This is a genomic window from Acutalibacter sp. LFL-21 (assembly GCF_025630755.1).
GTDB classification, from domain to species: Bacteria; Bacillota; Clostridia; order Oscillospirales; family Acutalibacteraceae; genus Acutalibacter; species Acutalibacter stercoravium.
Genome location: NZ_JAOTNT010000015.1, coordinates 44564 through 57948, shown reverse-complemented (window position 1 = coordinate 57948; position 13385 = coordinate 44564). Strand labels below are relative to the sequence as shown.

At 53.5% G+C, this 13385-nt stretch carries 14 protein-coding genes and 1 pseudogene; 8 read left to right on the top strand and 7 right to left on the bottom strand.

Translation table 11 applies throughout. The features are described 5' to 3' along the window. Positions 1–171: 171 nt before the first annotated feature. From ODJ80_RS13485 to ODJ80_RS13450, 8 genes and pseudogenes are all read left to right on the top strand, one after another. Positions 172–483 (top strand): annotated as a pseudogene (locus ODJ80_RS13485) (DNA methylase); the annotation flags it as partial. 211 nt (positions 484–694) lie between these two features. Beyond that, positions 695–1060 carry an IS66 family insertion sequence element accessory protein TnpA gene (tnpA, locus tag ODJ80_RS13480; protein WP_263042491.1) on the top strand — a complete coding sequence of 122 codons (366 nt, stop codon included), beginning with the start codon at positions 695–697 and terminating at the stop codon, positions 1058–1060. Next, entirely contained in the window at positions 1050–1406 is a 357-nt protein-coding gene (tnpB, locus tag ODJ80_RS13475) for an IS66 family insertion sequence element accessory protein TnpB (protein WP_263042490.1), read from the top strand. Before tnpA ends, tnpB begins: the two co-directional genes overlap by 11 nt. Before the next feature lie 108 nt (positions 1407–1514). After that, positions 1515–3104 carry an IS66 family transposase gene (tnpC, locus tag ODJ80_RS13470; protein WP_263042489.1) on the top strand — a complete coding sequence of 530 codons (1590 nt, stop codon included), beginning with the start codon at positions 1515–1517 and terminating at the stop codon, positions 3102–3104. Positions 3105–3239: 135 nt separating this feature from the next. Next, the gene (locus ODJ80_RS13465; RefSeq protein WP_263042488.1) at positions 3240–3488 is read left to right on the top strand and encodes a hypothetical protein; all 249 of its coding nucleotides are present in this window, start codon (positions 3240–3242) and stop codon (positions 3486–3488) included. 6 nt (positions 3489–3494) lie between these two features. After that, positions 3495–3755 carry a hypothetical protein gene (locus ODJ80_RS13460; RefSeq protein WP_263042487.1) on the top strand — a complete coding sequence of 87 codons (261 nt, stop codon included), beginning with the start codon at positions 3495–3497 and terminating at the stop codon, positions 3753–3755. A gap of 440 nt (positions 3756–4195) precedes the next feature. After that, positions 4196–4405, top strand: coding sequence for a DUF6462 family protein (locus ODJ80_RS13455; RefSeq protein ID WP_263042486.1), 210 nt, complete (start codon positions 4196–4198; stop codon positions 4403–4405). 128 nt (positions 4406–4533) lie between these two features. Beyond that, positions 4534–5763 (top strand): tyrosine-type recombinase/integrase, encoded by a 1230-nt coding sequence (locus ODJ80_RS13450; RefSeq protein ID WP_263042485.1) that lies wholly within the window; start codon positions 4534–4536, stop codon positions 5761–5763. Positions 5764–6120: 357 nt separating this feature from the next. On the opposite strand, the gene ODJ80_RS13445 is transcribed toward ODJ80_RS13450, so the two are convergent. From ODJ80_RS13445 to ODJ80_RS13415, 7 genes are all read right to left on the bottom strand, one after another. Next, entirely contained in the window at positions 6121–6657 is a 537-nt protein-coding gene (locus ODJ80_RS13445) for a site-specific integrase (RefSeq protein WP_263042484.1), read from the bottom strand. A 123-nt stretch (positions 6658–6780) separates the two neighbouring features. Then, positions 6781–8586 carry a glycogen synthase gene (locus ODJ80_RS13440; protein ID WP_317619988.1) on the bottom strand — a complete coding sequence of 602 codons (1806 nt, stop codon included), beginning with the start codon at positions 8584–8586 and terminating at the stop codon, positions 6781–6783. Positions 8587–9042: 456 nt separating this feature from the next. Then, positions 9043–10557: a flotillin family protein gene (locus ODJ80_RS13435; RefSeq protein WP_263042482.1), complete on the bottom strand. Its 1515-nt coding sequence runs from the start codon at positions 10555–10557 to the stop codon at positions 9043–9045. Between the two features lie 54 nt (positions 10558–10611). Further along, positions 10612–11109: a hypothetical protein gene (locus ODJ80_RS13430; protein WP_263042481.1), complete on the bottom strand. Its 498-nt coding sequence runs from the start codon at positions 11107–11109 to the stop codon at positions 10612–10614. A gap of 110 nt (positions 11110–11219) precedes the next feature. Next, on the bottom strand, positions 11220–11906 hold the full coding sequence (locus ODJ80_RS13425) for a dihydrofolate reductase family protein (RefSeq protein WP_263042480.1): 687 nt from the start codon (positions 11904–11906) through the stop codon (positions 11220–11222). Between the two features lie 5 nt (positions 11907–11911). After that, positions 11912–12469: a flavin reductase family protein gene (locus ODJ80_RS13420; RefSeq protein ID WP_263042479.1), complete on the bottom strand. Its 558-nt coding sequence runs from the start codon at positions 12467–12469 to the stop codon at positions 11912–11914. Between the two features lie 60 nt (positions 12470–12529). After that, positions 12530–13375 (bottom strand): aldo/keto reductase, encoded by an 846-nt coding sequence (locus ODJ80_RS13415; RefSeq protein WP_263042478.1) that lies wholly within the window; start codon positions 13373–13375, stop codon positions 12530–12532. Positions 13376–13385: the final 10 nt, after the last annotated feature.

The window sequence follows — 13385 nt, the reverse complement described above, 5'->3', positions numbered from 1 at the left end:
GATTAAGCGTCTTTATGGCTTGAGTTGAAAAAACTAATGCCGAGTCTTTTGACTAATTCCCTGTTTTAACCAGGGTTGTCGAATAGTCTCGGCTTTTTCTATTTCTCGGCATTATTGAGATAAAGCTGATATCGGCTTTATCTCAAGTCCTTTTACGCCTCCGTGGAGTGCATGGAGCGGGGTCTCGACCCCATGACCACCAACCTGGTGGTGGCGGACAAGTCTCGCACGGAGAAAACCATCTGCCTGGCGGTGCCCCCCTCCTTGAAGGCCTACGGCGTCTCCGGTCGGGCAAGACTGTTTGAGGTGGTCCAGCGGGTGGAGCAGGTCAACCGGGAGCGCCGGCAGAAAGCCCCGGGCAGGAAGCTCACCACTTCCTCCTGGGACGACACCCAGGTGCAGGCCCATCCCGACGTGGCCTTAGACTATCTGGTGGCCCCGCCCCGGATGGCCCTGTATATGGAGTACAGTTCTCGCATCTACTAGGTGTACCTGAAGTACGTGGCGCCGGAGGACATCCACGTGTACTCCTAATCCTAGTTTTCAGATTAGGAGTATAATCCCAGAAAAAAGTAACCGTCACCTGTCCCAACGTCTAGTATAAGGAAAAAGGAAGTAGGAAAATACTCTCATAAAATCTCATGAGAGTGGCAGGGACTCTCATGAGAGAAGGTGAGAAAGGCAGCGTGAGAGTATGGATACAAGATTGCGGCAATACAACCAGGGACAGAAGCTCATGGAATGGGCAAAACAAATAACGGAGCGGCAAGAAAGTGGTATGTCAATCGAGAAGTGGTGCCGGGAAAGAGGAATAAGCAAGCAAACATACTACCGGTGGCAGAAACGGGTATTTGAGGCAGCTCAGAGACAGCAGCAGGTGGAGTTTGCGGAGGTGAGGACTTCAGAAAGCCTACAATTACCGGCAACTGGCGGAAGCGAGTGTGAGAAGCCTGGCCTAGCCGCCACGGTACGATTGGGAAAACTAGAAGTAGAGTTCTACCAGGGAACGGACGAAAGGTTGCTGGAAACAGTTCTGCGGGTGCTGCATCATGCTAAGTGACTTCACCGGCGCGGAGAAGGTATACATAGCCTGCGGGTACACGGACTTGCGCAAGGGAATCGATGGGCTGGCGACCTTGGTGCAAAGCCAATTCCAGCTAGACCCGTTTACCAATACGCTGTTCCTGTTCTGCGGGAGGCGGAAAGACCGGATCAAAGCGCTGTACTGGGAAGGCAACGGGTTCGTACTGCTGTACAAACGGTTGGAGAACGGAAGTTTTCAGTGGCCGCGAAACGGAGAAGAGGTGCGGAAGCTGACGGCGCAGCAATACCGCTGGCTGATGGAAGGGTTGCAAATCGACCAGCCGAAGGCGCACAAAACCCTGCCCAAGATGAGTATGATCTAGAAGGAAGAAAAGTGGCAGAAACCCGCGAAAACACTGGCTTTTTCGCGGGTTTTGTGCTATACTTTACACATGGAAAAGACAAGAGAACTCCCCGAAAAGAACGAGGAAATGGTGACCATTTCCAGAGCGGAATACGAGGCTCTGCAGGCAAAGCTGCATGCCCAGAACCAGGAGCTAGTAAAGAAAAACCAGGAACTGGAGGGTAAGAGCCAAGAGCTGGTGGCAGCCCTTTTGAAAAACCAATGGCTGCTGGAGCAGCTGAGTCTAAACCGGAAAAAGCAGTATGGGTCGTCCAGCGAGCAGATGGACCAGCTGGTGTTTGAGCAGTTTGGCCGGGTATTCAACGAGGCGGAAGCCTGGTGTGCCGGCGTTGGGAAGAAAGAGACCCAGGTCAAAGCCCATACCCGGAAGCCCCGCTCCGGCAGTGTTGAAGAGGTTGTTCCGGAAGGGACCCCTGTGGAAGTGGTGGAGCACCGGCTGGAAAACCGTTCCTGCCCTAAGTGCAATTCCGAAATGGTAGAGATTGGCAAGGAAGTGCGGCGGAGCCTGAAGATGGAACCGGCCCGGTTCTGGATCCAGGAGGATGTGTACTACACCTACGCCTGCAAAGTGTGCGAGAAAAAAACGGGCGATTCCGTAATTGTGAACATGCCCAAGGAGCCGGCGGTGCTGCCTGGCAGCTTTGCCTCCCCGGAATCCATTGCTCACCTCATGGTGCAGAAATTCGTGATGTACTCCCCGCTGTACCGGCAGGAGCAGGAGTGGGGACGGCAGGGGTTGAAACTGAGCAGGCAGGTGATGTCCCACTGGCTGCTGCGCGCGGCGGAGGATTGGCTAGAGCCCATCTACCAAGAGCTGCATAGAGAACTGCTGAAACGAGATGTCCTCCACGGGGACGAAACCACGCTGCAGGTACTGAAAGAGCCAGGAAAATCCGCCCCGAGCAAAAGCTATATGTGGCTGTACCGAACCGGTGGGGACGCAGAATACCCTATTGTTCTGTACGACTACAAACCGGACAGGAAAGCCAAGAATGCGGAGGAATTCCTGGAGGGCTTCTTAGGGTATCTCCACGCGGACGGGTACCAGGGGTACCACAAGCTGCGGCCGGACATCCGTGTAGTGGAATGCTGGGCGCATGCCAGGAGAAAATTCGATGAGGCGGTGAATTCCCTGCCCCAAAAGGAGCAGGCAGGCTGCGCCGCCCTGGAGGGCCAGGCTTTCTGCACCAAATTGTTCTCCATTGAAAAAGACATCCAAGGCCTTCCCTTTGAAGAGAAGCGCAAACAGCGGCAGAACCGGACTAAGCCGGTGCTGGACGCTTTGTTCTCATGGGCACAAGAAAAACAGAAGGTGACGCCGCCAAAGTCTGCCTTGGGCAAGGCACTGCACTATCTGAAAGAGCAGTGGCCGTATCTTGTCCGCTACCTGGAGGACGGCAGGCTGGAGATGTCCAACAACCGTGCGGAACGCAGCATAAAGCCCTTTGTGATGGGCAGGAAGAACTGGCTGTTTGCCAACACTCCAGCGGGAGCCCAGGCCAGCGCTGTGATTTACAGCCTGATTGAAAGCGCTAAGGAGACCGGGCTGGACCCGTACAAATACCTTCTCTGGGTGTTTCAAGAAGCACCCAGGCTCTTTGAGACAGACCAGGAGTGGGCGAAAAAACTGACGCCGGAACATTGTACACAGCACTAAGTTAAAACGTCTTTGGACTGCTGTCCTGAGGCGTTTTTTATTTTCCCCCGTGGATTTCCATAATTTGGAAATCCAGTTCATTTTTTAGAACTTCACTTCCTCCTATGCTAAAAGCGTGGGAAGGGGGTGATTCCAATGGCCTATGCTAGAGCGCAGACCATTATGCTGCTTAGCTGTAAAAAGGTCTGCTTCTGGCTCCAGGTACGGGAGAAAGGACGCAAAGAGGCGGCAGAGTGGTGCCTGGTTTCCATCCGCCAAGTCTGGAACTGGTGCAACAAAGACACGAACATTTCGGTGTCCAACCTGTTTAACTTAGAGGACTTCCTGAGCTGTCGCCCTGAAGGCTTACTGATCTCCCACCCAATGCCTGAAGGAAGGGAATGATACGCAATGTCCGATTTTGAGGTTCTACAAACCTACGCATCCTGGGCCGGCACTGTTGTGCCGGACAAATTGCCGGGGATGCCTTTTGCAAGCCTAGACGTCTTTGAGGACGAGAGCAGCCTGAGAAACCGGCTCTTCTACCTTGTGCCGGATACCTCTTCCGGAGAGCTGCGCTGCTTCTTCCACTTGGAGGACAACCTGTTTGCTAAGGAACCCAATGGGGTTTTGCTTCTCTTGGAGTCTTCTCTCCATCATTTTTCGCCGTAACCTTGCGTTTACATGAAAAAAGGGAACAGCCATCTTTCCTGGGGGGCTGTTCCCTTTTGTCTACTGCGTTGCTGGAGTTGACGCTTACAAAGCCGTTGTCAGATTTTTCTGCCAATGGCTTTTTTAAATTTTTATGGAGGAAGTGAGAGAAATTGTGTGTTTGGATTGTTCTTATACTATGAAGGCATTCTTCCAGAACCTTGAAAATCGCATAATAACCCGTCACATTCCCGGCTGGAGAGCGGCGCCTTGGAGAAGCGAACAAATCGTGGGTAGCGCCCACGGGACGCGATGACCCAGCCGGCCACAATGATACTTCCGCCTTGGACGCTTCACAGCATCGGGCGGCCCGGCATCAGAATGCGGGGAGAGAGATTCACTCTATGGCCTGTTAGCTGCAGGCGGCGCGGGAAATAATAAATATTATTGGAGGTAGACTTATGGGTTACGCAAGAAAAAACGCTGAAGCAGCTAAGAAGACAGGAAAGAAATTCGTCCGCTACAAAGAAGGAGCTGAAAAGTACAGTTTGGGTCTGACAAAATTTCAGGAACTGGCAAAAGAAGCGAGGGCGGTATACAAAATTGACGGTGTAGTTCTGGTTAACTGCGAAATTTTCGAGGAATTTCTCGAGTCCTTTAGAGAATTCTAAAGGTAAGCACTTCGATTTTTTCACTTTGTCCATTGTTTTCTGAACTGCCTTCTGGTATACTATACGTTACCATTGAGAACATTTTTTCTTTATCCAAAGCCTTTCTCCAGCTTTCGGAGGAATGATAAGTGAAATCAAGAAAAGATGAACGTGGTCGTGCTTTAAGGAAGGGAGAATCACAAAGGGCATCCGACAAGAGATACGTATATACCTTTACCGACCCACAAGGTAGGCGAAAGTATATTTACGCTCGTGATCTCTTGACGTTGCGCGAAAAAGAAAAGAAACTGATTCGTGACCAATTAGATGGGCTGGACGTATATGAGGCTAGCCAAGCAACGGTCAATATCTGTTTTGATCGTTACATTGCTACCAAATATGACTTACGGGAAACAACCCGAAGCAACTATGACTACATGTACAATCGGTTTGTCCGTAAGACGTTTGGGCGAAAATTGATTGCGAAAATCAAGTATTCGGATGTCCTTCAATTTTACCTGTATCTTCTCAGAGAAGAAGAGTTGTCCATCTCAACGGTTGATGCTATCCACAATCTGCTCCATCCTACATTTGAATTGGCAGTGAAGGATGATATCATCCGTAAGAATCCAGCAACCGGCGTCATGAAAGAGCTGAAAAAGAGAACTGGTCAGACAAATGGAGTTAGACATGCGTTAACGCTAGAGCAACAGAGAGCGTTTATGGACTATGTTGCCAACCACCCTATCTATTATCGTTGGTGGCCGCTGTTCACGGTTCTGTTGGGTACAGGATGCAGAATAGGAGAGGCGTTAGGCTTAACATGGGAAGATCTTGATTATGACAAACGGATAATCCATATCAGGCGCTCCCTGGTATACTATCCTATTGGCGAGTCAAGAAAGTCCACCTATCATATTTCCAAGCCGAAAACGGAAGCGGGAATTCGCACGGTTCCTATGTTGGATGTAGTCTACGACGCATTCCAGATGGCGTATGAGGAACAAAAAGAAGAAGGACCATGTGACTCTGTCATCGATGGAGTAAGTGGTTTCATTTTCATGAACCGATTTGGCCTTGTTTTTAATCCTCAATCCATCAATCGAACGTTAAAGAGAATCATTTTCCACTACAACGAAGAGGAACTCTTTGACGCGAAAAAGGGAAAAAGGAAACCGCTTCTTCTACCTGACTTCTCCTGCCACCATCTGCGTCATACATTTTGCACGCGGCTGTGTGAAAACGAAACAAACCTAAAGGTTATTCAGTCGATTATGGGCCACAAAAGCATTGAGACGACTATGAATATATATGCTGAGGCCACAGATCAAAAGAAGCTGGAATCCATTGAGAAAATCGCTTCTCTGGATCTCTTTTAGGGACGCAGTTGGCAATTTCTTCTGACAACAAAAGCTTCCGTAACGACCCTAAGCTGACAACAAAACAGTCGAAAAAACCACATGCGAAGAAGGAATATGAATCCCTGGTTTGGCATAGGGATAAGGTATTCTGAAGGTATTCAATGAGCTATGAGATACTTTCAAATTCTAATTCCCACTATGAAGCCTTTGGACTAAAATTACACAATATATAGTGTCTGACGAAACGGTACGGCACAAGATGTAGCAAAAGAGGCTTACAACTACAACTTTTGCTTGAAATCAGACGGCATCAGACGGGCCAAAATGAAGGGCAAATCCGTGTTTTTTATGCGGATTTGCCCTTTTTTGCAATTTTCACATTAGCACCAAATTACCCTTGATTGCATCTGCTTTTTCCCTCATGTTTTCTTGCGTAATATGCGTATAAATATCCATAGTTGTGGAAAAATCAGCGTGGCCTATTACCTGTTGGATAAACTTGATATCGTTCGTGCTTTCGCAGAGTCGTGTGCAGAAAGTATGTCGCAGGTTATGGACGGTAAAGTGTGGGAGAAGTTCCGGCTCACGATCTTCCAATTCCGCTTGGTCCAGTTCTTCCATGTTGTATGCTGTGGAGATGCGTTCAATGGCCCGATTGATATTATGAGCGGAGAGGAAACTTCCGTAGCGATTTCGGAAGATGAAACCGTGATAACCGTTCAATACCAACTTATCGTTCGGATATAACGCATCCATTACCTCGATTTGCTGGCGAAGCTGTTCAATGACTTCTGGATAGAGGATCGGGATAATGCGTGTACCGCTTTCCGTTTTGGGTGTTGTGATATGAAAGTCAGCCTTTTTATCAATGACCCGATATGCCGCTTTGGGCAACAGGGGTGCGGCTGTCAAAGGACTTCTCTGAAAAGAAATGCCGCCAAAACCTGAGACACAGGCTTTGGCGGCGTTTGAAAAATAACAGGTAGTCTAAATTTATCTTTGATTCCAACTAACTAAGAAAAACTTTGCTCTCTTTTACCACTGGGTCAGCTCCAGATACAGCTCTTTGTACTGCTTGGCAGAGTTCTCCCAGGAGACGTCCTTGTCCATGTCCCGCTGAACCACCTCGTCCCAGTGGTAGCGGTTGGTGAAATACAAGGTCTTTGCCCGGTTGATGGCGTCCAGCAGCAGGCCGGACTCGTACCGGTCAAAGGTGAAGCCGTTGCCGCTCCCGGTGAAGTCGTTATAGGGCTCTACAGTATCCTTCAAACCGCCTGTCTCCCGGACAATGGGCAGGGTGCCGTAGTGCATGGCATTGAGCTGGGTCAGGCCGCAGGGTTCAAAGCGGGAGGGCACCAGCAATGCGTCCGCGCCGGCATAAATCCGGTGGGCCCGTGATTCATCATACTGGATGCAAGCGGCGAATTGCCCCTTATAGGCTCCCTCATAATACCGGAAAGTATCCTCAAATTCCCTGTCGCCGGTTCCCAAAATGACCACTTGGGTGTTTCCGTCCATTACCTGGGGAATGACGGCGCTGACCAGATCCAGCCCCTTTTGGTTGGTCAGGCGGGAGATCAGTCCAATGACAAATTTGCCTTCGTCCTCTTCTAAGCCCAGTTCCTTTTGCAGGGCCAGTTTGTTGGCCATCTTGTGGTCCAGCACATTTCCCAGGCCGTAGTTTTCAACCAAGGCCGGGTTGGTTTCCGGGTTCCACATTCCGTAGTCGATGCCGTTGACAATGCCCCGCAGCTTCTGGCTGTGATACCACAGATGGTTTTCCAAGCCCTCGCCATATTCCTTCGTCTGAATCTCCTGGGCATAGGTGCCGCTGACCGTGGTGATCCGGTCGGCATAGGCCAGGCCGCCCTTCAGCATGTTGGCGTCCTCATAGCCTTGCTTCAAAGCGCCCATAACGAAAACGGAATCCGGCAGGCCGGTCCAATACTGAATGGTGGGAATGTTGTAAATCCCTTGGAACCGCAAATTGTGAATTGTGAGAATGGATTTTGCCTTTCCCACAGGGGAGCTTTGGAACAGCGTCTTCAGGAAAACAGGCACCAGGGCCGCCTGCCAGTCGTGGCAGTGGACAATGTCAGGAATCCAGTTCATGTAGTTCAGCGCGGCCAGGGCAGCCTTGCTGAAGAAGCAGTATTTTGGAATGTCGTCTACCAGATTGATATAGGGGTTCCCGGTAGAGAAGAACTCCTGGTTGTCGATAAAGTCGTACACCACCCCATCGTGGATGTATTCCATAATCCCCACATAGTAATTCCGGCCGGTCCTGCCCAGATCCATGTAGAACTCACCCCGGTAGACCATCTTATCCTGATATTCCTTCGGGATGCAGGCGTAGCGGGGGAGAATCACCCGAACGTCGCAGTTCAGCCGGACCAGTTCCCGAGGCAATGCGTACATGACATCGCCCAAGCCGCCTGTTTTGACAAAGGGGTAGCACTCCGAGCCGATGAAGGCTACGCTGCGCCGGGGCTGGTGGGTCATCACCTTCACAGGGGCAGGCGCTTCCGCGGCGGGAGCCGCCTTTTCTTCCACAGGAGCGGCCTTCTTGGGGGCAGCCTCCTTCTTCGCAGCGGCGGGAGCCGCCTTTTCCTCCACAGGGGCGGCCTTCTTGGGGGCGGCTTCCTTCTTCGCAGTGGCGGGAGCCGCCTTTTTCTCCACAGGGGCGGCCTTCTTGGGGGCGGCTTCCTTCTTCGCAGCGGCGGGAGCCGCCTTTTCCTCCACAGGGGCGGCCTTCTTGGGGGCGGCCTCCTTCTTCGCAGTGGCGGGAGCCGCCTTTTCCTCCACAGGGGCAGCCTTCTTGGGGGCGGCTTCCTCCTTCACAGTGGCGGACGCTGCCTTTTCAGCAATAGGGGGTGTAGCTTTCTTTGGGGTTGGTTTCTTGTTTGCGGAATCTGCTTTTTTCCGTGTCATAGCATGTCGTCCTTTCCTGAATCTCTGCCTGTGGGAGCGATGCCGTCCCCACGGGTTTCGCAGTGGCGCAATCCGTGAAGAGCCTGCTTGCCGTTTTTTAGCGTGCGCTTTGGTTGCGGGACCCCTCCCTGGCATTTCATTGCCTATATTATAGCAAATATCGTGCCAAAAGGCGATAGGGAAGCGAAAGTTTTTGTGTTTTGGTTATAAAAGAGCTCCGCGGTTCCAGGTTCCCAAAGGGATAGTGGAGGCGGCGCGAGAGGCTGTGGGAGAGAGGCGCGCCTGACTGAGATGGCTCTTAAGAAAGGGGGCTACAAAGAGCCGTGAAAAAGGACACAGGTTTCCCGCCTGTGCCCTTTCCGTTTCTTATTCTGTTTTTTCGGGCGTTTGGACATCCGTGGAAGGTTCCGCGGGAGCCGCTTCCACAGGAGGGGCAGCCGGAGCGGGGGCCTCCTGATGTTCCGCGGCAACTTTCCCTCCAAGCATTCCGGAGAGCAGCGCCTTGATGTCGATGCCCATGCCCTGGGCAATGCCCTCAGAAACCTGGGTGGTGCCGTTGATGATATCCTGCAGCAGCTTGGCGCTGTTGCCCTCGCCATACATGGTAATCTTGTCCACCTTGGAGAGGGGCTGGGCCACATTCTTGGCAATCTCCGGCAGGGCGTTCATCACCATCTCAATGACGGCGGCCTGGCCGTATTTCTTCATGGCCTCGGCCTTCTTGTCAATGCCTTCGGCCTCTGCCAGCGCCTTGGCCTGGATGGCCGCGGCCTCTGCCTTACCCACAGCGGAGATGCCGGCGGCCTCCTGCTCCTTGGCGAAGCGGCTGGCCTCTGCCTGCTTTTTCACAGCTTCCGCTTCCTGCTCCTGCTCGTAGCGCTTGGCCTCCGCATCCTTTTGCCGCTGGAAGAGGGCGGCCTGAGCCTCCTGTTCCTTCCGGTAACGGTCGGCATCCGCCTTGGCCCGGATCTCCGCGTCCAGGGCCTGCTTGGCCACCTCTACCTCTTGCTTTTTCAGCTCGGCCTCCCGGGCGGTCTTGGCGATTTCCGCGTCCACCGTGGCGGTGCCGATGATCTTCTGCTGGGCCTGGTTTTGAATCTCATAGGCGGCCTCCGCCTCGGCCTTCTTGGTGTCGGCGGTGATTTTCAGCTCTGCCCGCTTGATTTCCAGTTCGTTCTGCTTCTGGGCAATCTGGGTTTGGGATTCCACCTTGGCGTCGTTGGCGGCTTTGTCGGCGTTTGCCTGGGCGATGGCCACGTCCCGGTCCGCCTGGGCCTTGGCAATGGCAGCGTTCTTTTTGATGAGGGAGGTGTTCTCCGCACCCAGATCCTGAATCAGGCCGTTTTCATCCTGGACGTTCTGGATGTTGCAGGAGAGGATCTCAATGCCCAGCTTCTCCATGTCCCGAGAGGCCTTCTGCATCACCTGGTCGGAGAAGGAATCCCGGTCGGTGTTGATTTTCTCCAGCGTCAGCGTGCCGATGATCTCCCGCATGTTGCCCTGGAGGGAATCCTTCAAATCCATGGCGATGTCATTGCCTTTCTTGTTCAGAAAGTTTTTCGCCGCCAGCCGGATGCCGTTCTCCTCTGGGGAGATGCGCACCTTGGCCACAGCGTCCACGGATACGTTGATAAAGTCGTTGGTGGGGACGGACTGCTCCGTCTTGATGTCCACCGTCATCTGGCCCAGATACAGCTTATCCAGCCGCTCCAAAAAGGGGATGCGGATGCCCGCCTGCCCAATGAGGATGCGGCTGTTTTTCCGCAGGCCGGAGATGATATACGCCTGGTCCGGCGGGGCCTTTACATAGCCCATAAGCAAAATAATGAGAATTACCAGAATCGGGATGATAATGGGGAGGTAGGGCAACAGAAATTCCATTACATAACACCTGCTCTTTCTTCCTGTTTCGGAACTGTAACGTGAACGGGCCTTTCATATTCGCCGGTTTCCGCGCCCCCCTTCTTGCTGCTGTTTCTCCAAAATGCGCTGTACGGCCTCAGCAGATTCCTGAAGCGCCTTTTGGTTGGCCGCCTCCAATTTTTGAAGATGGCCCTCTAAGTCCCCCTGCATGGAGAGCAGCGCCTTGGCCGTCATCTGGAACCGGCCGGCGTCCTCCCCGTGGGAGAGCCGCCAGTCGAACCACTGCCGGTAGCGCTTCCGTTCTTTGGGCAGCATGAAAACCAATAGGCCGTCCAGATCCTTCCCATGGGGATAGTAGGTGGGGCCGTCCACCTGCATGTCCCATTTTTCCGGGGCGGCGTTGTACAGGGCCATGATCTGCTCAAAAGTCAAAAGTAAAATCTCGCCGTTTTTCCAGCATTCCCGCAAATCTTTCGGCTCCCGCCGCAGGATGTGGAGCGAAAGCAGCACCAAAACCGCCGCCAGCGCCACGCAGCCTGCGATGATACCGAACGTAACCTGGGTATCCATACCAGTCCTCCCATGCTAAGAACTGTCTCCAGTATAGCGGAAAGGGGCTGGAAATACAACTGTTCCCAGCCCCTTTCTTTGTCTTTTTTTACAGCGAAAGCTGTAGTGAATCATTCCTGTTTCCCCTTCCAGCACCTGCTCTCCTTCAGAGCAAGCCCCACCGGACTGTGCCCCGGCAGGAAAGGCGCCTGCTCAAAGATGGACACCGCCGTGTTGCCGCCGTCCGCTACGGGGGCAACCACCAGGCTGATTTCATCCAGCAGCCCTTCCGACAGGAACGACCAGTTCATCACGCCGCCCCCTGCCACCATCAGCCTTTCAATGCCAAACCGGTTGTGGAGCTTTTGGAGCAGCAGTCCGCAGTCCAGGGCCTCTTTCCCGGCGAATACATAGGAAACACCCTTTTCACGCAGGTAAGCCAAGTATTTTGGAGCGGCCTGCTCTGTCAGAGCTTCAATGATGTGGGCTGGCTCCCGTCCCTTCTTTTCTGAAATGTGGGAGGAGAAGGCCAGCTCCCCTTTTGGGTCCACAGACACAACAAAATTGTCCATATCCCGGCCCTTTACATTGACCCAGTCCTCCCGGGGTAGGGGAGTGGAGATAGGGGAAAGGCTTCCTACTTTTCCGTCAGCATAGCCCCCCAGCATGGTGGTGGTGCCGTACAGCGTGGCCTGGCAGCCGTAGTACTTTCGCAGCTCCCCATAGGCCTTTAGCGCGGGAGCTGCCTCCTTGGCGCCAAAAATGGCGCCGTCAATCTTCCCGTCCAGGGACGCCAGCATGTGGCAGACCACAAACATCCCGCTTATTTCAGCGCCGCCCCGTCCTGGAAGGCAGTGCCCACACGCTCGCCCAGCACATGGTAGCCGTTGTGGACCGGCTCGAAGGAGATGGGGCGGAACTTGGAAAAGTCGATGTTCCCATCCTCGCCCAGCACGCTCTCGTCGGCGGACACATTGACAATCTCCCCGATGACGTTGCCGTCCTCGTTGATCTTAATGAGCTTGCACTCCATGGCCACAGGCAGCTCGTCAATCAGCGGAGCGTTGACAAACTGGCTCTTGGTCAGGTGGAAGCCGGACTTCTCCATCTTCTTGGGTTCGGTGTTGGCAGAGGCCAGGCCCACATAGTCGCTGGCCACCAGGTTGGCGGCGTCGGCGAAGCTGACCGTAAAGGCCCCGGTAGCCCGGATGTTCTTGGTGGTCTTGTGGCCGGCGCTCAGGCACAGCTCCACCTTGTTGCCGTCGTACAGGCCGCCCCAGGCGGCGTTCATGGCGTCGGGATTGCCGTTCTCGTCATAGGTGGCGATAATCAGCACCGGCTGGGGATAGAACCAAGATTTCACACCAAAGTTTTTGCGCATCGCGATACACTCCTTTATGATGATGGAAAGAGGAGCGCCTGCCCCCTTTTCCTCTCTTTTTTATTTCTGGCCGTCCACGTCCGGCACGGTCTTGGCGTACATCTCCAGCATCTCGGGAGTGCTGGTGTAGTAGCGGGTGTTTTTGTCCAGGGCGGCGATTTTCGCCATTTCCTCCTCCGTCAAAGAGAAGTCGAACAGGTCGAAGTTATCCTTGATGTGGGCAGGATTTTTGGAGCCGGGAATCACAATATTTCCGTCCTGGATGTGCCACCGCAGGATGATCTGGGCGTTGGTCTTGCCGTACTTCTTTCCAAGCTGGGTGAACAGAGGCTCCTCCAGCAGCGCCTTGTCCCCGTGGCCCAGGGGGTACCAGGCCTGGATGACCATGCCCTCTTTGCTGAGGAATTTCTTCAGTTCCTGCTCCTGGAAGTAGGGGTGCACCTCGGTTTGCAGCACGGCGGGCTTCACCTGGCACAGGCCCAGAATTTCCTCAATCTGCGCCTGATTGAAGTTGGAAAGGCCAATGGCCTTTACCTTGCCCTCTTTGTAAGCCTTCTCCATCTGCCGGTAGCCCGCCACATAGTTGCCCGCGGGCTGGTGGATCAGAAGCAGGTCAATGGTGCCGGTGCCCAGGCGCTCCAGGGTCTTGTCCACGGCGTCGTCATTTTCGTAGAAGGAGGGCCACAGCTTGGTCTCCAGGAAGATCTCCTCCCGGGGCAGTCCGGATTTCTTCATGGCCCGGCCCACGGCCTTTTCATTGACGTAGGCGTTGGCGGTGTCGATCAGGCGGTAGCCGTCCTCCAACGCCGCCAGCACCGAGGCCTCCGCCTCGTCCGGGCTCAGCAAAAAGGTCCCAATGCCCGCCATGGGCATTTTCAATCCGTTGTTCAATGTAGCAAATTCCATACCAATTGCC